This is a genomic window from Psychromonas sp. KJ10-5 (genome assembly GCF_055808325.1).
Genome location: NZ_CM147864.1, coordinates 24,146 through 45,539, shown reverse-complemented (window position 1 = coordinate 45,539; position 21,394 = coordinate 24,146). Strand labels below are relative to the sequence as shown.

Below are 21,394 nucleotides of genomic sequence, written 5' to 3'. Positions count from 1 at the left end.
TAGTACGTTTTAATTAAATTATTGTAAAAATGGTGACCATGCCGGTGATTTAACCTCACCATTATTCGCTGGTATATTCGCTTTAAATCGACCATCCATCGAAACTAGTGCTAAGCCTTGTTTACCTTGATAAACAGTGCTGTAAATAATCATACTGCCGTTTGGAGCAATACTTGGTGACTCATCTAACTGTGTTTTTGTTAAGGTTCTTAACTCACCAGATTCAAGGTCTTGCACCGCAATCATATAATTCCCATTATGACGACTTACAAGTACAAGATTATCACCATCTGGGGTCATTGTACCACCTAAATTAATCTCACCTTCCCAAGTAAGGCGTTTCGCTTTGCCCGTTGCTAAAGACACTTGATAAATTTGTGGTCTTCCGCCTCGTTCAGATGAAAATATAATCGACTTTCCGTCAGGTGTCCAACTAGGTTCAGTATCTATGACACGATTATTTGTCAATCGTTTCAATGCTTTTGTCTTTATATTAAAAGTATATATCTCTGGTTGTCCATCTTTCGACAACACTAATGCTAATTGAGTTCCATCTGGTGACCAAGTTGGTGAACCATTAATTTTAGGGAAAGAAGTCATTAACTCACGTTGCTGAGTATAAAGATCTTGAATATATACTTGAGAACGACGTTTCTCAAAGCTTACATAAGCCAGTTTACGCCCATCTGGAGACCAAGAAGGAGACATAATTGGCTGTTTTGAACGTAATACTAATTTCTCGCCTTCACCATCATAATCTGAGATACGTAATTGATATGGGTGTGTACTATCTCTGTCGATCGCAACATAAGCGATACGCGTTAAGAAGGCACCACGCTCACCAGTTAATTTTTCATAAACAATGTCACTAATGCGATGTGCGTATTGTCTTAACTGACTTGTAGTTATAGTACTGCGGCGCTTATCCATCACTGGATCAAAGTTAGGCATATTAACATTACCGGTTAATACGTCTAACAGCTCAAAAGTGACGATGTATTTACCAGCAGTGGTATCTGGTTTTACTTCACCCATAACAATCGCTTCAACACCTAACTCAGTCCAGGTAGAGTAATCAATATCTTTGCTGTTAGAAGGTGTTTTTGGCATTTTATCAATTGATAAAGGGCTAAATTTACCACTGCGTTGTAAATCAGCAGCAACAATTTCAGAGAAATTTTGTGGTTTTTTGCCTTTGCCTAGCCATTTAAAAGGCACAACAGCAATAGGACGTGCACTATTAACGCCTTCTGTAATTAAAATTTCTAAACGTGCTGATGCATTGCTTGAAGCTGCAACCAGTATTATCAAACTAATTAATCGAACAAACATGTTCATTCCTTATAGGTCTGGCTCTAATGTAATATCGAAATCCCTAAACTGACCACTAATATCAGGATCCTTAGGAATAGGTAACGTTTTAGCCTGCAGTGTTGCTCGACGAGCAGAATCACATAACTTTTGATCACCTTTACTCATCACTGCACTTAATACTAATCCGTTAGAAGCTAATTTAATGGCTAATGTACAAGTTTGACCGCTCATGCTTTGATCAACTTTCCAATTACGACTTATTTTAGAGCGAATCAGTGCTTGGTATCTAGCGATTTCAGAGGTTTGCTTTGCACTTCTTGCACTTGAGAAATCATCAGAAAACTCAGCTTCCATTTGTCTATCTAACTCTTCTTGTCTTAAACGTTCTTTTTCAGCTGCTGCTTTTTCTCTAGCAATTTTAGCTGCTTTTTCTTTTGCAGCTTTCTCAGCCGCCAATTTTTTAGCTTTCTCTTTCGCGGCTTTCTCAGCAGCTAATTTATCAGCTTTTTCTTTCGCCGCTTTTTCGGCAGCTAGTTTTTCAGCTTTCTCTTTCGCCGCTTTTTCGGCAGCTAATTTATCTGCTTTCTCTTTTGCCGCTTTTTCGGCAGCTAGTTTGTCAGCTTTCTCTTTCGCCGCTTTTTCGGCAGCTAATTTATCTGCTTTCTCTTTTGCCGCTTTTTCGGCTGCTAGTTTGTCTGCTTTCTCTTTCGCCGCTTTTTCGGCAGCTAATTTATCTGCTTTTTTCTTTTCAGCTGCGGCGATAGCAGCTTGTTCAGCCTGTTTTTGCTCTTCCGCTGCTTTTGCCGCGGCTAATTTTTCATTTTCAATACGCTTTTGTTCTTCTTGTTGACGTACTGCTTCTGCTTTTTCAGCCTTTAGCTTTTCATCTTTTTGCTTCTGCACCAGTGCTTGCTGACGTTGTTTTTCAGCTTCTTGCTCTGCTTGTAATTTACGCTGTTGATCTATTATCTTTTGCTGAGCTTGTTTTTGTTGCTCTGAATGCTTTGCCATACTATCAAGCATATCTTGATTAATAACAGTGGCATCAATGATTGATGCTGCCTCAGGTTTATCTTTCGGCAGCGAGAAATCAATGTTCATCAACAACACACCTCCAATAATGAGATGCAAAGCAAATGCAGTAATAAATGCAATAATATTTGTGCTATTTTTCATCTATTCGTCGGGCTCTGTCATTAAACCTAAAGAAGGCACGCCTGCTTGCTGTAGCAACACCATCAATTTCACCACACTTTTATAGTCGACATCACCATCGCCTTTCACGATAAATTGAGCATCAGGATCAAGCTCAATTTGTCCCGCTACAAGCGATGACATTTGCGATGCATCTAACGGTGTATCGGACTCATCACCTACGCTTAAATAGTAACGCCCCTGTTTATCAATTGAAGCAATTAAAGGCGGCTTGGAATCTTCAGGTAACGATTCTGCTGCGGCTTGCGGCAGATCGACTTTAACACCCTGTGTGACTAGCGGAGCCGTTACCATGAAGATGATCAGTAGTACCAGCATCACGTCGATGTAAGGTACTACATTAATTTCCGCAATAACGCGTTTTCGTCTAGGCGTTCGATAAGAATGTCGCATAATAGTTACTCACTCTCAGTCATTGCTTGGCGCTGTAATATCGAGGTGAACTCTTCCATTAAGTTAATGTATGACGCTTCTAAATGACCAACTTGAGTAGAAAACTTGTTGTAAGCCATTACAGCAGGAATCGCAGCAAATAGACCCATTGCAGTCGCGATCAAGGCTTCTGCGATACCTGGAGCAACCATAGATAAAGTAGCTTGTTGTACTTCACCTAAAGCGATAAATGAGTTCATGATCCCCCAAACCGTACCGAATAGGCCGATATATGGGCTAATAGAACCAATTGTTGCTAATGCAGGTAAACCAGATTCTAACTCATCCATTTCACGCGATAAGGTGACACGCATTGAACGATGTGCCCCTTCGATAACGCTATCAACGTTACGCCCCGGCATGCGATGTAAACGAGAGAACTCTTTAAAGCCCATGTAGAATATTTTTTCGCCACCATTAACTCGTTCACTACGAGCAGCGGTTTCTTTGTATAATCGGCTTAAGTCATGACCTGACCAAAAGCGATCTTCGAAATGTTTCAGTGCTAACTTAGCCGACTTCAACATTCTTGAACGTGAGAAAATCAACGTCCATGAATAGATAGACATGCCTAAGAGCAATAACATAACCGTTTTTACAAGCAAACTAGCTTGTAGGAATAACCCTAAAAATGACATATCAGCGTGCACGAGTAATTACCTCAATTATTTCTGTTGGAATAGCGGTTGGTTTCATTTTATTCAAATTTACGCAAGCGATTAGAGTATCCGCCTGACAAAGAAGTTCCCTGTTTTCATCAAAAACTTTCTGTGTAAATAATAAGCTGGCTTTACGGTATGATGCAACCTCTGTTTCAATACTAAGTAGTTGATTAAATCGAGCAGACTTAATGCAGTCCATATCCACCTTTTTCACCATAAAAGCGATGCCTTCGTCTAGTAGCGTATCTTGTTGGATATTAAAATCGCGTAAAAACTCTGTTCGACCACGCTCAAAGAATTTCAGGTAATTTGCGTAATAAACAACGCCGCCTGCATCTGTATCTTCATAATATATTCGAACTGGTAATGTTGAGGTTAACAAACTGTTTTCCTTATGCTAATTCTATTGAGGTAAGTACTAATAATAGTCGATCTGATAGTAAATTAATATGTCCATAGATTACTAGTAAAAGTACTCATCATACTCACTCAATTATGTTATATATAACGCTTATTTTACACAGATATAATGAAGTTGCATGTTGCTCAATAGTTGATTAAAAACAAGGTTGCATCAGTAAGCTGTAATTACTATTGAATTTAACTGTTCCTCTCAGTATTGTGTGACCTCATTTCATTAATTTAGGCATGATTATTCCAATAGTCACTACGTTATAGTTTTTAGTATGTAACGCAGCTATTTTTGCATGGTTCGCAGTACAAGTTCATAAAAATAATTGTAAAAGCCCGCTTTGTTTATCGATAACTGAGGTGAGTAAAATAGGTCCAAAATAGTAGACGCAACGTACAACTAATTTAAACCCAGAATAAACAAAAGATGATGATCTGATCAGCTGTTTTTTGGTTACTTCAGCACAACACGACAATGAGCTACATAAATGAATATCCCTTTAGAAAAGCAATTAACAAAATGGTTAAAACAACAGAAAAAATCCTGCGGTTTCTTCCTTAATCTAACCGTTACTTTTGGTGTATTAACAGGCTTATCTCTTTTAGTTCAAGCCTATTTAATTGCCTCTATCATTCATAACATTGTGATCCTCGAGTTACCCACACAAGCATTAAGCAATCAGTTTATCGCTTTATTATGTTTAATTCCGGTCAGAGCACTCTTAGCTTTTGCTCGTGAACGCACCAGTTTCGAGGCAGGTAAACGTTTACGCTTACAAATCCGTCAGCAGGTATTAGACAAACTATGCGAATTAGGCCCTGCTTATATTAAAGGTAAACCTGCAGGAAGTTGGGCAACCATCGTCTTAGAACAAATTGAAGATCTACACGACTTTTATGCTCGCTATTTGCCGCAAATGTTATTGGCAGGCTTTATTCCTCTGACCATTTTAATTGCGGTTTTCCCGCTGAATTGGGCAGCAGGTTTAATTTTATTAACCACCGCTCCGTTGATCCCTATCTTCATGATTTTAGTCGGCAAAGGTGCAGCGGATGCTAACCGTAAAAACTTTAAAGTATTAACCCAATTAAGTGGCCACTTTATGGATCGTCTAAAAGGTTTGAAAACCCTTAAGTTGTTTAACCAAGGTGAAACTGAGTTAAAGAACATTGAGTCAGCTTCAGAGTCATTCAGAGCTGGCACGATGGCAGTATTACGTTTGGCATTTTTAAGTTCAGCTGTCTTAGAGTTTTTTGCTGCTATCTCTATTGCTGTATTAGCTGTTTATTTTGGATTCAGCTTTTTAGGTGAACTCAACTTTGGCCATTACGGAGAAAGCATTACCTTATTTATTGGTGTGTTTGTATTAATGTTAGCCCCTGAGTTTTATCAACCTTTGCGTGATATGGGGACACATTATCATGCCAAAGCACAGGCTATTGGTGCAGCTGAAGCCCTTAAAGAGTTATTGGACTACCAGATTCCACATCAACAGCAAAGCGATACTGAAAACGCTCATGCTATCGATACCGAGCAAGCATTAACATTACAGGCAACAGAGCTTTGTGTTTATAGCCTAGACGGGAGCTTGTTAGTTGGGCCAATCAGCTTTACTGTCGACCCAGCGCAAGATGTTGCTCTGGTTGGCCCTAGTGGTTCAGGTAAAACCAGTTTGCTGAATGCGCTATTGGGCTTTTTACCCTACCAGGGTTCACTGCTTGTTAACGGTGTAGAGTTATCCAATATCGATAAAGCACAATGGCGTAAAAACTTAGCTTGGTTAGGACAAGATCCTCAACTCTTTTATGGTAGCGTGCGTGAAAATATCTCGATGGGTGATAGCACAGTAACAGACGGCACAATAAAGACATACTTACAGCAAGTCGCTATCTGGGACTTTATTGAGCAAAAACCATTGGGGCTTAACCACCCTATCGGTGAACAAATGTCAGGCCTTTCCGTAGGTCAAGCACAACGTATTGCCCTCGCTCGTGCATTAACTAAAAACGCACAACTATTCTTACTAGATGAACCAACAGCGAGTTTAGACCAAGACAGCGAAAGAGTGATTTTCAATACAATTCAAGATGCAACCCAAGATATGACCAGTATCATGATCAGCCACCGTTTAGATCAGCTACAACACATGGACAACATCATTGTTATGGATCAAGGGAAAATAGTGCAACAAGGTGACTTCCAAACACTCAATAAAACACCGGGTCTATTTAATGATATGCAACAAGATATGAGTCATCTCGATAGTGCAATTTTAATGAACTCTCAGGCGGAAATATAATGACAGTATTACTTCCCTTTATTCGACTTTTCAAAAAACAATGGCTAATGATGTCAGTGGGTTTGTTACTGAGTGTTATCGCCGTACTTGCTGGTATTGGTTTGTTATCTTTATCTGGCTGGTTTTTATCTGCATCGGCTGTTGCGGGTCTAACGCTTTTAGCCACGCAAAGCTTTAACTACTTCACCCCTGCCGGCGGTGTACGTTTCTTGTCTATTCTTCGAACAGCGAGTCGTTACGGTGAACGCTTAGCAACACACCAAGCTACTTTTAAATTACTGACTCAATTACGTGTATGGGCATGGCGGAAATTATTGCCACTCAGTGCTTCCAATATGCAAGGTAAGCGTCAAGGTGAAATACTCAATCGTTTAGTCTCTGATATTGATACATTAGATCATTTATATTTACGCTTGCTAACTCCTCTATTCAGCGCTTTTTTTGTCCTGCTTGCGATGTTTTTTTTCTTAGCATGGTTTGACCTACACCTTGCTATCATTTTAACGTCGAGCTTATTAGTACTGTGGCTTGTATTACCGGTTTTATTCTACTTTTTAGGACGTAAACCAGGTATTGAACAACTACAAAATAAACGTCAATACCGTGTGCAACTATTGTCCTTTTTACAGGGTTTTTCTGAAATATCTCTATTTTCAGCAACGGATCGTTTTCGTCAACAGTTAGCTGAATCTGAACAAAAGCTATTAGCTAGCCAACAGATGACCGCCAATGTAATGGCATTTAGTCAGTCATTATTGATCCTATGCCACGGTTTTATTGTGTTAAGCATTTTATATATTGCCTCATCAGGTGTAGGTGAATACCAACCACCAGGCGCGATGCTAGCTATGGTTGGTTTTATGGCCTTAGCAAGTATTGAAATACTGTTACCAATCTCAGGGGCTTTCCAACATTTATCCTCTTGCATTAACGCGGCAACACGCGTCAACGATCTATTAGAACAAACACCTGATATTGTGTTTAACGAGCAAAGTACACAACGTATTACACAGGGTGATATTCACTTTAAAGATATCCAATTTGCTTACCAAGATGAAACATCGCAGCAAACAAATACGCCAGTATTAAATAACATTAACTTGACCATAAAAGCCGGCGAAAAAGTCGCTTTATTAGGTAAAACCGGTTGTGGTAAATCGACTTTATTATCGTTAATCACTCGAGAATGGGAAGCGAACTCAGGCAAGATCACACTCGATGGTACCGCTATTGACCAATACTCACAGGCAGCACTAACTTCAGGAATTTCAGTCGTGAGTCAACGTGTTTACATTTTCTCTGGCACATTACGTGATAACTTAATACTTGCTCAACCCAATACTAACCAGCAAACCTTTAACAATGCCGCAGAGCAAAAAGCAGCACGTGATATTAACGATCAATTATTGGGTTCTATATTAAATAAAGTGGGGTTGAATACATTAACCGAAGGAGAAAATCCTTTCGATACGTGGTTAGGAGAAGGTGGTAGACAATTATCCGGCGGTGAACAGAGACGCATTGGTGTCGCCCGCGCTTTATTGCATGATGCACCAATATTATTACTCGATGAACCTACTGAAGGTTTAGATAAACGAACTGAACGCGATATATTAAAGCTGTTATTTGAGTTTGCAGAGCATAAAACGCTACTTATGATCAGCCACCGTTTAACCGCCATGGATAAAATGGATAACATCTACTTAATGGAAGAAGGATCATTACGCAATCAAGGTACTCATCAAACTCTTATTAAGACAGATGATTATTATGCCTGTTTACATAAACACTTGTGTTAACGCGACTGACAACGTTTAGGTTGGTAACAATCAACTTAAACGTTGTGTTAGTGACGCTCACTAAAAATGCTCAATTGTAAATAAACGCTTATGTGAGCCATTAAAATATGGCTTTAGTACTTCAATATATGCCTTCTCAAACTTAACTCCATTTCTCTCCCTTACAAAGTTGACGTAATATTATTCGCTCTAAAAGGAGACTGCACTTAAGCTGGCCTGAGTAGTGTCAGAAAAAAGGCAAAAAAAAGCGGCTACTTTAAAAAGTAACCGCTTAATTTAAAGACTAGTGTTATTTGTCTTGTTCTTCTTGTTCATTGGCTTCAGTTTGTTCATACCAAAGTCCATTGATAATGCCCAATGAGCAAGCCAGTAATACACCTAAAATCCATGCAAAATACCACATAATATAATTCCTTAATTAGTACGCTGAATGTTTATATTTAACTAAAAATTCTTTACCTACACGACCAAACATCTTGATATAACCGAAGCTGGTGTAAAGTAAAATGATAGGTAAAAATATCGCAGCAGCAATTGTCATAATGTTTAATGTCAACTCACTTGAAGTCGCATCCCATACCGTCAAACTATGACTCGGGTTTAAGCTTGAAGGCATAATGAACGGGAACATGCTAACCGCACAAGTTAATAGCACACCAAATTGTGTAATACTGGTTGCGAAGAAAGCAAAACCACTGCGTTTAAAGATACTCATTACAAAAGCAATTAATGGGAACAGTAAACCAACAATAGGTGCAAGCATCGAAATTGGGTAATCGCTGTAATTCTGTAACCAAGCACCTGGCTGTATTTCTACAACTTTCGCTAATGGGTTAGATACACCGTTCAAATCAATCGCAGAGGTAATAACAAATCCATCAATACCTTTTGCTAACCAAAGGCCAGCAAGAGCAAATAATAAGGTTGTTAATGGAGCAATTATCAATGTCACTTTACGAGCACGCTCGTATAACGCCCCTTCAGTTTTCATTTGTAACCAAGTTGAACCTTGCAATACAAATAAACATAAACTGAATACACCCACTAATAATGCAAATGGGTTCAATAGTGCAAAGAAACCACCTTGGTAATTAGCACGTAGAAATTCGTCTAATACAAAAGGAACACCTTGTAATAAATTACCAAATGCAACACCGATCACGATTGGCGGTACAGTACTACCAACAAAGATTCCCCAGTCCCAACTAGATTTCCAACGAGGGTCTGCCACTTTACCTCGGTAGTCAAACCCAACAGGTCTGAAGAATAATGCAAATAGTGTCAACATCATTGCCACATAGAAGCCTGAGAATGCCGTTGCATACACAGCAGGCCAAGCCGCAAAAATAGCACCAGCAGCTAATACTAGCCAAACCTGATTCCCTTCCCAGTGAGGGGCAATACTGTTAATCATCATACGACGTTCATCATCACTTTTACCAATCACAGGTAAAAGCGTACCAACGCCCATATCAAAGCCATCAGTTACCACAAAACCAATTAGCAATACGCTAATCAACACCCACCAAATTAATCTTAACGTTTCGTAATCAAACATTATTTTAACTCCTGTTGATTTTCAAGCTGCTCGAAATGGTACTTACCTGTTTTTAAACTACTTGGTCCTAAACGGGCAAACTTAAACATTAAATAAGTCTCAACAATCAGCAATACAGTGTAGAAACCAATAATAGATAGAATACTGAACCAAATTTGATCCGCTGAAAGTGAAGATACCGCCATATGCGTTGGTAACACTTCCGCAATAGCCCATGGTTGACGACCATATTCGGCAACAAACCAACCGGCTTCAATAGCAACCCAAGGTAATGGTAAGCTGTACAAACAAATACGAGCAAATAGTTTACTTTGACCAATACGGTTAGTCGCTGATTGGTATAGTGCAAATAGGAATATACCTAACATTGCAATCCCCGCCCCCACCATGATTCTGAACGACCAGAACATTGGAGCAACACCTGGGATACTATCGTCAACGGCCATTTGAATTTGCTCGTCGGTAGCATCAACTACATTCGGTGCATAACGTTTAACCAGTAACCCATAACCTAGGTCAACTTTAAGCGCTTCAAATTGTTCGATATTTTCAGGGGTTTCATCACCTGCTCGTAATTTTTCAAGCAAGCCATAAGCAAGCATACCGTTACGAATACGTACATCATGCTCATCCATTAACTCTTTTAAGCCTTTTACTTCGCCGTCAAGAGAACGTGTTGCAATGATACCTAATGCATAAGGAATCTTAACTGCGTAGTCAGTGCGTTGCTCTTCTTGGTTTGGTAAACCAATCATAGTAAATGAAGCTGGAGCAGGATGAGTTTCCCATTCTGATTCGATAGCAGCTAATTTTACTTTCTGTACGTCACCGACTTCATAACCACTTTCATCACCCAGTACAATAGTACATAAGATACCTGCAGTACCGAATGCAGCTGCAATCGCAAATGAACGCTTAGCAAAAGGTAAATCACGGCCTTTTAATAAGTAATATGAACTGATTGCTAATACAAACATCGCACCAGCAACATAACCAGATGCTACTGTATGAACAAATTTAACCTGTGCAACAGGGTTAAACACAACGTCTGCAAAGTTAACCATCTCCATACGCATACTTTCATAGTTGAACTCTGCCCCTACTGGGTTTTGCATCCAAGCATTTGCCACCAGAATCCATAATGCCGACATGCTAGACCCAAAGGCAACGAAGAAAGTTGCTGCAAGATGTTGTAACTTAGAAAGCCTATCCCACCCGAAGAAGAATAGACCCACAAAGGTTGATTCTAAGAAGAATGCCATTAAGCCTTCAATGGCTAAAGGTGCGCCAAATACATCCCCCACGTAGTGAGAATAATATGCCCAGTTAGTACCAAATTGGAACTCCATGGTTAAACCTGTAGCTACACCTATTGCGAAGTTAATCGCAAATAGTTTTCCCCAAAACTTGGTCATATCCTTATAGATCTCTTTCTTAGTCATCACATACAGTGATTCCATAATCAATAAGATCCATGCTAACCCGAGGGTTAAAGGCACAAATAAAAAGTGATACATCGCAGTCATGGCAAACTGAAATCGCGATAAATCAACTATATCGTCCATTATATTCTCCTAAACGTATAAAAATAAAATCTGTAAGTGAGTCAACCAGTAAACTCTTGCACTTTATTACTTGTTAAACCCTTGAGTATTTTGCACTGTTAAAATACCGGGCTGGCTAGGGGAAGCCGGGTATTTTAAATGGTGAATAACTTATTTTTCTTATCCTAGATCAAAGAATAGTTAGTAATAATGCAGAAACTTTAATTAAGAATATTAACGACTTAAAGTCACACCATTTTGATCATTAACCTGATGTAAATATCCCCTTAAAAAGAGTAAAAGAAAGCGTGTCAGAGAATAAAAAATTTAACTTGTTTCATGCTTGTAAATTAAAAAATTCAAAACACATTTTACGGCTTGTTTGTTAATTTTATGTTGCGTATAGAAGTTAACCACATGTTGCGTTAACCCTTGTAAAACAAGCATGTAACCTAGCATTAACATCTAGCTTGAATAGCCTAAACTGACTTCTTTATACTGCTTATAGTGATCTAGATCAAGTCTCAAAATCGGTTTTAGAGTGCCTATTTTATGGTTGTGGTAAACAAAGGGAGGTTAAACAATACACACAATAGTTACTATTTAATTACGTCAATAAAAGCAGAGAATATCGATAAAAAAGAGGGGATTTTAGAGCAAAAAAAACAGCGCTGACATCAAATGTCAGCGCTGTTTAAGTAAGCAATTAAAAAATAAAATTATAGCGAATCTTTCGGTTTATCAAAACCAAAATGCAAATAAGTACGATTAGTGGCAATACGACCTCGCGGAGTTCTTTGTAAAAACCCCTGTTGAATAAGGTAAGGCTCTAAAACATCTTCGATAGTTTCTTTTTCTTCACCAATAGCTGCGGCTAAGTTATCTAAACCTACCGGCCCACCTTGGAAGGTATCTAGAATGGCCATAAGTAATTTGCGATCCATATAATCAAAACCTTGCTGGTCAACTTCAAGCATATCTAAAGCTTGTTGTGCGATAGCAGTATCTATAACCGCCGCTTTTTTTACCTGAGCATAATCTCGTACACGACGTAATAATCTGTTAGCAATACGAGGTGTTCCACGAGATCGTCTCGCCACTTCAACCGCACCAGACTCTTCCATCGCTAACCCTAAATGGGTTGCACTACGCATTACAATTTTGGTCAATGATCTTAAATCATAATATTCCAAGCGTTGTACAATACCAAAACGGTCTCGTAATGGTGATGTCAAGGAGCCAGCACGAGTTGTCGCACCAATTAATGTAAAAGGAGGCAGGTCTAGTTTAATAGAACGCGCTGCAGGCCCTTCTCCAATCATAATATCTAATTGATAGTCTTCCATTGCTGGATATAAAATCTCTTCCACCAGCGGACTTAAACGATGTATTTCATCAATAAATAACACATCATTTTCTTCAAGGTTAGTTAATAAAGCAGCCAGGTCACCGGCTTTTTCTAAAATAGGGCCAGATGTAGTTTTGATATTTACATCTAACTCATTAGCTACAATATGCGATAAGGTGGTTTTACCAAGACCAGGAGGACCAAAGATAAGTAAATGATCTAAAGCCTCCTCACGCTGTCTAGCCGCTTCGATAAAGATCTCCATTTGCGCATTAACTTGAGGTTGCCCTTCATAATCAGCCAATAATTTAGGACGGATTGCTCTGTCTATTAAACTATCATCAATCTTTTGGGTACCTGAAATCAGTCGATCTTCTTCAATCATGGAGTTACTCTATTAGTTTAGAAATTCAGTTAGCTTAATGGGTAATAATTACATCATATTCTTTAATGAACTACGAATGATCGCTTCACAATCCATCCCTTCTTGATATACACCCTGTACAGTTTTCTCTGCAATTGCCGGTTTATAGCCTAATGAAATTAACGCACTAATAGCTTCATCTTTAGCATTACCGCTAACAAAAGTATTCTCGAAATCATTAGTCAGCGACAATTTATCAGACTCAGGCGTTAATAGATCTGATCCCCCCCAGTTTTTCAGGCGATCTTTCATTTCAACGACCAAACGTTCTGCTGTTTTCTTACCGACACCCGGTAATTTAACTAAAGTGGTTACGGCATCGTTATTAATACATTGTACAAACTGATTTGCAGACATGCCTGATAAAATAGCTAAGGCTAATTTAGGGCCTACACCATTGACTTTAATCAGCTCACGAAACATCGCTCTTTCATGCTTATCAGCAAAACCGTATAACAGCTGTGCATCTTCACGAACAACAAAGTGCGTATAAACAATCGCTTCTTCGCCTACCGCTGGTAAAGGATAGAATGAACTCATCGGTAATTGGATTTCATAACCTACCCCAGACACATCTAATAATATTTCTGGCGGTTGTTTTTCTAATAAAATGCCACGTAATAATCCAATCATAGTTGCCTTTACCTTATCTCATCAATTTTAACGTAATAATAGTAACAAGCATAAAAAACAACTGAGTAAATATCCAGTATTAGTTTTGCTTTATTTTAACCATCGCGTGATTTTATGTTCAAAAACAAACACCAGTATTCCAGTCCAAATACATGCGAAGGTAAATAGCTTAATAAAAGAGATCGGCTCTCCATAAACAAACACTGCAAAAAGGAACACGATAGAAGGCGCTAAATATTGAAAGAAGCCTAACGTCGACAAGGGTAAACGCAGTGCTGCTTGACCAAAACAGATCAGCGGCATCGCTGTCACAAGACCCGCCATCATAAACAAAAGGTTCAAAGACCATTCATTATTAAATAAATTAGCTGTTTCACTACCTGTAACCGTCGCGAGATAAACAATAGCGATAGGTAATACCGCTAACGTTTCTAAAAATAAACCAGTAATCGCTTTCACTTTTACTTTTTTGCGTAATAAGCCGTACAGCGCAAAGGTAATAGGCAACACTAGGGAAACCCAAGGTAATTCACCTAATTGCCAAGCTTGCGCAGAAACGCCAATAAAAGCTAGAAATACAGCAAACCATTTCAAACGGGATAAACGTTCACTCAAGAACACTAGCCCTAGTACGACATTAACAATAGGATTAATAAAATAACCTAGGCTCGCTTCAAGCATTTTTTCATTATTAATAGCCCAAATGAAAACTAACCAGTTACTGCTAATTAACAACGAAGTGACCACCAGCATTAATAAACTTTTATATTGCCGACATACTGAAGCTACATTCGACCAGTCTTTTAAATAACTCACTAATAATGCGGTAACGACCACCGACCAAATAACTCGGTGAGATAAAATTTCATAGACAGATATAAAATCTAAATATTTAAAATAAAGGGGTGCAATCCCCCAAATAAAATAAGCAGAGAGAGCATATAATACGCCAACCTGGGTTTCAGATAATTTATTCATGCGTTGATATTTATCCGTGCTTTGCTATCACTCCATGAAAACAAAACCTTTGAAGAGAGCTTAACGGAAACGTCCACGTACCGTTTTTTTAACTTGTCCTGCCATTGCTACCAGTGATTGTGCTGTATGGGCATGACAAATCGCAACGGCTAAACCATCTGCAGCATCAGCCTGTGGTCGACCGGACAGATTTAACACCTGCATTACCATAGATTGTACTTGTTCTTTTGTTGCGGCACCTGTACCTACAACCGCTTGTTTAATCTGACGAGCAGAATATTCACAAACATATAAATCCGACTGGGTAGCAGCAACAATTGCCGCGCCTCTGGCCTGTCCAAGTTTTAACGCTGAATCAGGATTCTTTGCCATAAATACTTGTTCGATTGCAAACTCAGTCGGTTGATATTGCTTAATAATCTCAGCTATACCATCAAAAATCATATTAAGTTTAGGCGCGAGGGTTTCACCTTTGGTACGAATGCAACCGCTGGCAATATAGATACAGCGACTGCCCTTTTGTTCGACAATCCCATATCCAGTAATACGCGACCCAGGGTCGATACCTAATATAATACTCAAAGAGACTCCATACTTTTACGCTAATGGCTCAAATATAAGCCCATCAATATTAGCTGTTTCAATTGCGCTATCATAAACTATTTCACCTCAATTCGGGATGATGAAATAGCAAAATTATTTATAATCAAACAATTACAAGCTAGGATAAACAACAGCAAAAGTACTATTAAAGACTGTATAAATATAATCTTAAGCTTTTTTTACAAAATGGTGTGCTAAAAAACGATTACATAACGCAGGAACGTTTTCTTCAGGAGACAAGACAAACTCTACAAATGCTTTCGCAATCGGTGATAAGTGCTTTGTTTCATGGTGTACTAATGACCAACTTTTTTGCAATGGGAAACCTTCTATATCTAACTCTTTCAGTACACCAGTTGCCAATTCTAATGTCACACTGTGCCGTGAAACAACAGAGATACCCAAGTCTGCCATCACTGCCTGCTTAATTGTTTCACTATTACCTAAAGTCATATTCACTTTTAATGACACCGCATTGGTTTTAATCACTTGCTCAAAGGCTTTTCGTGTTCCAGATCCTTGCTCACGGTGAATAAAGGCATGCTCTGCTAACTCAGACAGAGGGATATTTTTCTTTTGAGCAAGTGGGTGTTGTGGACTAGCAATTATAATAATCGGATTATCAACAAAAGAGTGTTTTGCTAAAGCCATGGTTTCAGGTACTAACCCCATGATCACTAAGTCATCTTTATTGTCATGAAGGCGTTTAATAATCTGCTCACGGTTAACGATATCGAGGTGAAAGTTAACTTTAGGGTAGCGCTTATGAAATGCTCCTAATAAGTGCGGCGTAAAGTACTTAGCGCTGGTTACTGCCGATAAATAAAGATCGCCTGCTAGCTCCCCTTTTAAGCCACTTAATGTCATATCGATATTATCAAAATTAATAAATAGCTGATCGCAAAATACCTTTAGCTCTTTTCCTGCTGGCGTTAAAAATAGCGTTTTACCAATTTTTTCAAATAAAAAGATATCTAAATTATTTTCCAGTTGCTTTAATTGAATACTCACCGCTGGTTGAGATAAACCTAACTCGTCCGCTGCTTTGGTATAGTTCATTGAGATGGCAACTTGACGAAAGACTTTTAACTGATGAAGGGTGGCTCGCATTTAACATTAACCTTTATTTATGGTAAAAATAAAATATATTAATTTTTATAAATGCCATTTATCCTTTATTATCTACACAATGTCAATTATAAGGAAAATCCAATGTTAGCTACTGATAAGTTAATTGCCGGCTACCAACGCTTTCGCCAAGGTTATTACAAAGATCATCAAGAACAGTTGTCAAAGCTATCTGAAGAGGGGCAGTTCCCTAAAATAGCCATTGTTAGTTGTTCTGATTCGCGCGTAGAACCAACACTCATTTTAGACTGTGAACCAGGTGACCTATTTGTTATTCGTAATGTAGCGAACTTAGTACCACCTTGTGAAATTGATGACAACTATCACGGCACGAGTGCTGCATTAGAGTTTGCAGTAACAGGGTTAGAAGTAGAAAGCATTATTGTATTAGGTCACACACAATGTGGTGGTATCAAAGCATTAATGGATGGCGCAGGCAAACAAGTAGATAAAAGCTTTATTTCAAAATGGATGATGCAGTTAGAAGATGTTCGTGATGAAATTTTAGCGGATACTGAATTAACAGATAAAACAGCACACTACGATTGCTGTGAGAAAAAAGGTATCGAGCAATCATTAACAAACTTAATGACTTTCCCTTGGATCAAAGAACGTGTAGAAGCAGGTACGTTAAAACTACACGGCTGGCGTTACGACCTTTCAAGTTCAGAGTTATGCGCCTTAGAAGAAAAAACTGGTAGGTTTTTCCGCATTAGCTAATGGCTTACCTTAGTTTCAGCAAAACTGAGGTCAGTCATATAAACAGTTAGCAATAGCCAGTGTAAAAGTAGTACTATCCCCCGCCCTTTACACTGGCTTTCTTTTATCTAATAACGAGTTGTTTAACAGCGATTAATCATCGTAGCCATCATCATAACCATACTCACTATCACTATCACTATCGTAATCGTCTTCATCGGCATTAATATATAAACCGTCTTCCAACTCTTCATAACCCGCCGGCATTTGCACAACAAACTCTTCCGCGTCAACATCGAAAGTAGCAACTACTTCTGGCAAATCTTCTGTTTCAACATGAATAAAGCGATATTGCTCACCCGATTGGTTTGCATCTTCCCAAATAAAGTCATCTGCATCTAACGTGTACTCTTCTTCCGTATCTTCGTTACGAATTGCATAAAAACCCATTAATGACATAACTGCCCCTTCCTTAATAATCACAACTTTTAAAACTAATACCAACCACTTATTTTATAGTATTGGTATAACAAGATTCGATGGCATTTTTATGACACCTAATATGCTTTAACAGACCAATATAAACACTAACGTAAAATAGATGAGAGTGTTGATTTTGTCAAAAACTACCTGATAATTTGCAGTACTTTACCGCGTAAGGCTTTATTAGTACCAACACGTTTTTTTTCATCAACGCGACGCTTTTTAGCATTGCGGGAGGGTTTGGTTGCTTTACGTGATTTTTTAATTTTTACCGCATCTAAAATCAAGGCCTTTAAGCGACTCAAAGCCTCTTCACGGTTTTTCTCTTGCGTGCGGTGCTCTTGAGATTTCAACACAATCACACCATCTTCTGTAACACGATGATCTGACAATGCTAATAAACGTTGTTTATAAAAGTCTGGCAAAGTAGAGCTTTTAATATCAAAACGTAAATGAATCGCTGAATTCACCTTATTGACGTTTTGTCCACCAGCGCCTTGAGAACGAATCGCAGTTAATTGTAATTGCCAATCGGGAATAGTCACGCCAGCGGAAATAGCTAATGGCATTAGAGGTCATCCTGTGTTGTTTTATTGAGGTAATGCTGTTGATAAACTTCAGCGGGCATACTGGCAATTTGAAAATCGATCATCTGTTTAAACACATTCAATAAAGGCAAAAATTTATCGTAATCATTTTCTAATTCAGATAATAGGTAATAACCTGCCTCGACTGTTGATAGTCCATCTTCTCGAGGTGATTTACGAATTCGGTAACGGCTTTGTTCCTTCACATTAATAGTTAACTTAGGTAATGACTGTAAAAAGGGATTAGTCATTAATAGTTTATAGGCTTTCTTCCAACTACCGTCGAGTAGAATAAACTGTGAATCACTATTTATCTGTGCTGTTTGCTTCAAAGAATCAACGCTTTCAGACTGCTCACTGGGAAACACTAAGAACGTATTACTTAAATCAAATTGTGCCGCATCAAAGATATCCGCAATGGTTAATTTTACCTTAGATAAGGATAAGTCTAAGATACGTGCCGTCCCTATCGCTTTGTTTTGCTCACTGGGATCTTGTAATATATGCAAAAAATGTTGATTATCAAGTGCACAAATTGCATCGCAAATACAGGCAGTTAGTGCTTTGTTACACTCAGTGCAGAATGCTCGTTTTGTCATTTATCTCTTTCATCTTTTATTAAGGTTTGCTCAATGCGCACTGTATGGGTCCACACTGCTATTATTTTGACACTCAGTACACTACTGTTTTTATTCCAAGATAATAGTAATCAATGGTTAGCATATTACCACAACGGCATTGCAAAGGGGCAAGTCTGGCGTTTACTAACGGCACACTTTTGCCACACCAATGGTTACCACCTGTTGCTTAATGGAACCGGGTTGATGGTGGTCGCGGCATTATTTTTAGATACCTTCAAACATTACTCAATGTTAGCCATGATGCTCACAATCGGTTTATTGATTAGTCTGTGTCTATATTGGATTGAACCTGATTTACAATGGTATGTTGGTTTATCTGGGGTGCTGCATGGTTTATTTGCTTTTGGTGTTTGCGATGAATTGAAAAAAAGAGACAAGTGGGGAGTCATTTTAGGCTTAGGTTTTATTATTAAAGTGGCTTACGAACAGATCAATGGTCCTTCAGCAACGACTGAGGCTTTAATTGGAGCAACTGTATTGATCAATGCTCATTTATACGGCGCTATTGCTGGAGTAATTTACTTTTCTTTAATGCAAGTCTACTCCAAAGCTTCAATAAAATAGGGAGTCATAAGGCCCTAAAGCAAAAAAGGTAGCCGAAGCTACCTTTAAAATGAACTGAAATAGAGGAGATCATGAGAGTAAAAAACCAAGATATTTCATTTCATCTACCTTAGGGATTCAAAGAACGCTTTATCTCAATTACTGTTGTAATAATGACAATACGTTCTGTGTACTTGCATTTGCCTGTGACAACATTGAAGTACCCGCTTGCTGTAAGATCTGCGCTTTACTCATATTTGATGTCTCAGCGGCAAAATCAGCGTCTTGAATACGAGAGTTAGAAGCGGATAGGTTTTGCGATACATTCTCTAAGTTAGAGATAGTTGAATCTAAGCGGTTTTGAATCGCACCCAAATTCGCACGTGATGATGAGATACTTGCTAAGGCATTATCTACTTTTGCTAAACTATCACTTGCACTTCTTGTGGTCGTTACGTTGAGTTTAAGCTCAGTAACCGCAGTACCACCTACATCAATCACACCTAGTTTAGCTAAAGCCGCTGCTTTGCCAGCATCACTATCTGCCGCACTAGCAATCGTAATATCACCACCAGTTTCATTGGTAAATAAAATTCCACCAGAAGCATCTTGTACAGCAGATACTCCCGTTTGCTCTGTTAGTCGATTAATACCTGTAATTTTTTCTTCCAGTGTCAATGAACCGGCAGATGCACCTTTAATATCTAATTCAACACCATTAATCGTTAATGCATCCGCTTCAGTAATCGCACTTGAATCTGAAATAGAGTCACCCGTTACCGCTGCGCCATTCGTTACCATGAAACCAATATTCTTAGTATCTCCAGTAGCACCATTAGTACCAATATCAACACTGATAGGCTCACCTGATTGACTTGTTAAGCCTAAGTAACCTTCGTAACGAACCTCTTCCCCAGCTGTTGCGCCAGCTTGTAAACCAGCGTTTGAACGCATGCTATCTGGTCCGCCAATAGTAATAGTTTCACCTGTATCATTATTTAAGATAAGCTGACCATCGTCACCGACATTAGCTTGCAAGCCTGCCACATCACGGTTAATTGTTTCTGCTAAGTTTTCCATTGATGATGTTGGACCTAGGGTCACAGTTTGGTTATCACCAACGGTAAATTCTAATCCGTTTGTTACACCAGTTAATGCAACGCCATTATCATCTAAAGCACGCCCTTCAACAATATTATAAGCATCTGCCACCACACCTGTTGATGCAGTTTGTAGATTAACTGCTTTAGCTATTTCAACTGCACCGCCACCCGCTTCCACTGCAGATAAATCGATACCGTTAATGGCAACTTGTCCATCGACCAACGCGTTTGCACTTACTCGACCACTATTTAAGTCGCCTTTATTTACACCGCCATCTAACCCTAGAGCTGCAGTCGTAACTGGATCAATAGAGAAAGTTAAATTTTGTCCTGCATTAGCACCAATCTGTAGGGTCGTTGAGGCATTTGAGCCATCTAATAAATTGCTGCCGTTAAATTGTGTTGTATTGGCAATACGATCTAGTTCAGAGTAAAGCTGATCCACTTCTTCTTGGATGAAAGCTTTATTTTCTGCAGAGTTTGTATCATTGGCAGCTTGAACAGATAGCTCACGCATACGTTGTAGTATGTTTGTCATCTCATCCATCGCACCCTCAGCCGTTTGTGCCATCGAAATACCATCATTCGAGTTACGTACGGCCTGTGTTAAACCTTTAATCTGTGATTGCATCGCAGTAGAGATCGCAAGACCCGCAGCATCATCTTTAGCGCTGTTAATACGCAGACCAGATGATAAACGCTCCATTGCCTCATTTTGCATTGATTGAGTTTTGTTGAGCTGACGTTGTGCATTCAGCGACATGATATTCGTATTAATGACTTGAGCCATGATGTAATCCTTTTATGTCTTGGTGACCCCAATAAGGGAGTGTGGCAATACACTTTCAGTGTTGTAATTTGCCGTCAATTTTTACTCTCACAGTTATTAATGCGATTAATGTGCCAACTTTTAAAATAAAAATAACCATTTTATATCAGTCACTTAACCTTAATTTCTAAGAGTCATTAAACAGTCGGTACATGTTCAC

General features: G+C 38.8%; 21 protein-coding genes. 4 read left to right on the top strand and 17 right to left on the bottom strand.

The genetic code is table 11. The annotated features are described in order from the left end of the window. Positions 1–18 precede the first annotated feature (18 nt). The 5 genes from tolB to ybgC are packed head-to-tail and all read right to left on the bottom strand — an operon-like array spanning position 19 to position 4,005. Positions 19–1,338 carry a Tol-Pal system beta propeller repeat protein TolB gene (gene tolB, locus AC0L3W_RS00225; protein WP_409439946.1) on the bottom strand — a complete coding sequence of 440 codons (1,320 nt, stop codon included), beginning with the start codon at positions 1,336–1,338 and terminating at the stop codon, positions 19–21. Between the two features lie 3 nt (positions 1,339–1,341). Continuing rightward, a complete protein-coding gene (gene tolA / locus AC0L3W_RS00220) occupies positions 1,342–2,490 on the bottom strand; it encodes a cell envelope integrity protein TolA (protein WP_409439947.1) in 1,149 nt (382 codons plus the stop codon). Next, the gene (tolR, locus tag AC0L3W_RS00215; RefSeq protein WP_290040033.1) at positions 2,491–2,922 is read right to left on the bottom strand and encodes a protein TolR; all 432 of its coding nucleotides are present in this window, start codon (positions 2,920–2,922) and stop codon (positions 2,491–2,493) included. 5 nt (positions 2,923–2,927) lie between these two features. Further along, positions 2,928–3,611, bottom strand: coding sequence for a protein TolQ (gene tolQ / locus AC0L3W_RS00210; protein WP_290040034.1), 684 nt, complete (start codon positions 3,609–3,611; stop codon positions 2,928–2,930). Further along, a complete protein-coding gene (gene ybgC, locus AC0L3W_RS00205; protein ID WP_290040035.1) occupies positions 3,601–4,005 on the bottom strand; it encodes a tol-pal system-associated acyl-CoA thioesterase in 405 nt (134 codons plus the stop codon). The genes tolQ and ybgC overlap by 11 nt, the downstream gene beginning before the upstream one ends. 517 nt (positions 4,006–4,522) lie before the next feature. On the opposite strand from ybgC, the gene cydD reads away from it, so the two are divergent. Both cydD and cydC read left to right on the top strand, forming a co-directional pair. Next, positions 4,523–6,334: a heme ABC transporter permease/ATP-binding protein CydD gene (cydD, locus tag AC0L3W_RS00200; protein ID WP_409439948.1), complete on the top strand. Its 1,812-nt coding sequence runs from the start codon at positions 4,523–4,525 to the stop codon at positions 6,332–6,334. After that, positions 6,334–8,133, top strand: coding sequence for a heme ABC transporter ATP-binding protein/permease CydC (gene cydC / locus AC0L3W_RS00195; protein ID WP_409439949.1), 1,800 nt, complete (start codon positions 6,334–6,336; stop codon positions 8,131–8,133). The genes cydD and cydC overlap by 1 nt, the downstream gene beginning before the upstream one ends. Positions 8,134–8,422: 289 nt before the next feature. On the opposite strand, the gene cydX is transcribed toward cydC, so the two are convergent. The 8 genes from cydX to AC0L3W_RS00155 form a co-directional block, all read right to left on the bottom strand. Next, positions 8,423–8,536 (bottom strand): cytochrome bd-I oxidase subunit CydX, encoded by a 114-nt coding sequence (cydX, locus tag AC0L3W_RS00190; RefSeq protein WP_409439950.1) that lies wholly within the window; start codon positions 8,534–8,536, stop codon positions 8,423–8,425. Positions 8,537–8,551: 15 nt separating this feature from the next. Beyond that, positions 8,552–9,691, bottom strand: a complete 1,140-nt coding sequence (gene cydB, locus AC0L3W_RS00185) for a cytochrome d ubiquinol oxidase subunit II (RefSeq protein WP_409439951.1) — start codon at positions 9,689–9,691, stop codon at positions 8,552–8,554. Then, positions 9,691–11,256 (bottom strand): cytochrome ubiquinol oxidase subunit I, encoded by a 1,566-nt coding sequence (locus tag AC0L3W_RS00180; RefSeq protein WP_409439952.1) that lies wholly within the window; start codon positions 11,254–11,256, stop codon positions 9,691–9,693. Before AC0L3W_RS00180 ends, cydB begins: the two co-directional genes overlap by 1 nt. Before the next feature lie 698 nt (positions 11,257–11,954). After that, on the bottom strand, positions 11,955–12,968 hold the full coding sequence (gene ruvB, locus AC0L3W_RS00175) for a Holliday junction branch migration DNA helicase RuvB (RefSeq protein ID WP_409439953.1): 1,014 nt from the start codon (positions 12,966–12,968) through the stop codon (positions 11,955–11,957). A gap of 48 nt (positions 12,969–13,016) precedes the next feature. Then, a complete protein-coding gene (ruvA, locus tag AC0L3W_RS00170; RefSeq protein WP_409439954.1) occupies positions 13,017–13,640 on the bottom strand; it encodes a Holliday junction branch migration protein RuvA in 624 nt (207 codons plus the stop codon). A gap of 90 nt (positions 13,641–13,730) precedes the next feature. Next, positions 13,731–14,618: an EamA family transporter RarD gene (rarD, locus tag AC0L3W_RS00165; RefSeq protein ID WP_409439955.1), complete on the bottom strand. Its 888-nt coding sequence runs from the start codon at positions 14,616–14,618 to the stop codon at positions 13,731–13,733. Positions 14,619–14,678: 60 nt separating this feature from the next. Beyond that, positions 14,679–15,200, bottom strand: a complete 522-nt coding sequence (ruvC, locus tag AC0L3W_RS00160) for a crossover junction endodeoxyribonuclease RuvC (protein WP_409439956.1) — start codon at positions 15,198–15,200, stop codon at positions 14,679–14,681. 189 nt (positions 15,201–15,389) lie between these two features. Continuing rightward, positions 15,390–16,331, bottom strand: coding sequence for a LysR family transcriptional regulator (locus AC0L3W_RS00155; RefSeq protein WP_290040045.1), 942 nt, complete (start codon positions 16,329–16,331; stop codon positions 15,390–15,392). Positions 16,332–16,433: 102 nt separating this feature from the next. Here AC0L3W_RS00155 and AC0L3W_RS00150 point away from each other — a divergent pair, with 102 nt between their 5' ends. Continuing rightward, positions 16,434–17,069: a carbonic anhydrase gene (locus AC0L3W_RS00150; RefSeq protein ID WP_409439957.1), complete on the top strand. Its 636-nt coding sequence runs from the start codon at positions 16,434–16,436 to the stop codon at positions 17,067–17,069. Between the two features lie 132 nt (positions 17,070–17,201). Here AC0L3W_RS00150 and AC0L3W_RS00145 read toward each other — a convergent pair whose 3' ends face one another. From AC0L3W_RS00145 to AC0L3W_RS00135, 3 genes are all read right to left on the bottom strand, one after another. After that, complete coding sequence (locus tag AC0L3W_RS00145) at positions 17,202–17,507, bottom strand: hypothetical protein (protein ID WP_409439958.1); 306 nt, start codon at positions 17,505–17,507, stop codon at positions 17,202–17,204. Between the two features lie 167 nt (positions 17,508–17,674). Continuing rightward, a complete protein-coding gene (gene arfB / locus AC0L3W_RS00140) occupies positions 17,675–18,100 on the bottom strand; it encodes an alternative ribosome rescue aminoacyl-tRNA hydrolase ArfB (protein ID WP_409439959.1) in 426 nt (141 codons plus the stop codon). Then, positions 18,100–18,717 (bottom strand): tRNA-uridine aminocarboxypropyltransferase, encoded by a 618-nt coding sequence (locus AC0L3W_RS00135; protein ID WP_409439960.1) that lies wholly within the window; start codon positions 18,715–18,717, stop codon positions 18,100–18,102. The genes arfB and AC0L3W_RS00135 overlap by 1 nt, the downstream gene beginning before the upstream one ends. A 33-nt stretch (positions 18,718–18,750) precedes the next feature. Here AC0L3W_RS00135 and rrtA point away from each other — a divergent pair, with 33 nt between their 5' ends. Beyond that, a complete protein-coding gene (gene rrtA, locus AC0L3W_RS00130) occupies positions 18,751–19,323 on the top strand; it encodes a rhombosortase (protein ID WP_409439961.1) in 573 nt (190 codons plus the stop codon). 138 nt (positions 19,324–19,461) lie between these two features. Here the strand turns inward: rrtA and AC0L3W_RS00125 are convergent, their stop codons facing one another. After that, entirely contained in the window at positions 19,462–21,195 is a 1,734-nt protein-coding gene (locus tag AC0L3W_RS00125) for a flagellin N-terminal helical domain-containing protein (RefSeq protein WP_290040051.1), read from the bottom strand. Positions 21,196–21,394 lie beyond the last annotated feature (199 nt).

Excerpts from the sequence above, each read along its gene's own strand:
- tolB (WP_409439946.1), bottom strand. The coding sequence starts at position 1,338 with ATGAACATGTTTGTTCGATTAATTAGTTTGATAATACTGGTTGCAGCT.
- tolA (WP_409439947.1), bottom strand. The coding sequence starts at position 2,490 with ATGAAAAATAGCACAAATATTATTGCATTTATTACTGCATTTGCTTTG.
- tolR (WP_290040033.1), bottom strand. The coding sequence starts at position 2,922 with ATGCGACATTCTTATCGAACGCCTAGACGAAAACGCGTTATTGCGGAA.
- cydD (WP_409439948.1), top strand. The coding sequence starts at position 4,523 with ATGAATATCCCTTTAGAAAAGCAATTAACAAAATGGTTAAAACAACAG.
- cydC (WP_409439949.1), top strand. The coding sequence starts at position 6,334 with ATGACAGTATTACTTCCCTTTATTCGACTTTTCAAAAAACAATGGCTA.
- cydX (WP_409439950.1), bottom strand. The coding sequence starts at position 8,536 with ATGTGGTATTTTGCATGGATTTTAGGTGTATTACTGGCTTGCTCATTG.
- cydB (WP_409439951.1), bottom strand. The coding sequence starts at position 9,691 with ATGTTTGATTACGAAACGTTAAGATTAATTTGGTGGGTGTTGATTAGC.
- AC0L3W_RS00180 (WP_409439952.1), bottom strand. The coding sequence starts at position 11,256 with ATGGACGATATAGTTGATTTATCGCGATTTCAGTTTGCCATGACTGCG.
- ruvB (WP_409439953.1), bottom strand. The coding sequence starts at position 12,968 with ATGATTGAAGAAGATCGACTGATTTCAGGTACCCAAAAGATTGATGAT.
- ruvA (WP_409439954.1), bottom strand. The coding sequence starts at position 13,640 with ATGATTGGATTATTACGTGGCATTTTATTAGAAAAACAACCGCCAGAA.
- rarD (WP_409439955.1), bottom strand. The coding sequence starts at position 14,618 with ATGAATAAATTATCTGAAACCCAGGTTGGCGTATTATATGCTCTCTCT.
- AC0L3W_RS00155 (WP_290040045.1), bottom strand. The coding sequence starts at position 16,331 with ATGCGAGCCACCCTTCATCAGTTAAAAGTCTTTCGTCAAGTTGCCATC.
- AC0L3W_RS00150 (WP_409439957.1), top strand. The coding sequence starts at position 16,434 with ATGTTAGCTACTGATAAGTTAATTGCCGGCTACCAACGCTTTCGCCAA.
- AC0L3W_RS00145 (WP_409439958.1), bottom strand. The coding sequence starts at position 17,507 with ATGTCATTAATGGGTTTTTATGCAATTCGTAACGAAGATACGGAAGAA.
- arfB (WP_409439959.1), bottom strand. The coding sequence starts at position 18,100 with ATGCCATTAGCTATTTCCGCTGGCGTGACTATTCCCGATTGGCAATTA.
- AC0L3W_RS00135 (WP_409439960.1), bottom strand. The coding sequence starts at position 18,717 with ATGACAAAACGAGCATTCTGCACTGAGTGTAACAAAGCACTAACTGCC.
- rrtA (WP_409439961.1), top strand. The coding sequence starts at position 18,751 with ATGCGCACTGTATGGGTCCACACTGCTATTATTTTGACACTCAGTACA.
- AC0L3W_RS00125 (WP_290040051.1), bottom strand. The coding sequence starts at position 21,195 with ATGGCTCAAGTCATTAATACGAATATCATGTCGCTGAATGCACAACGT.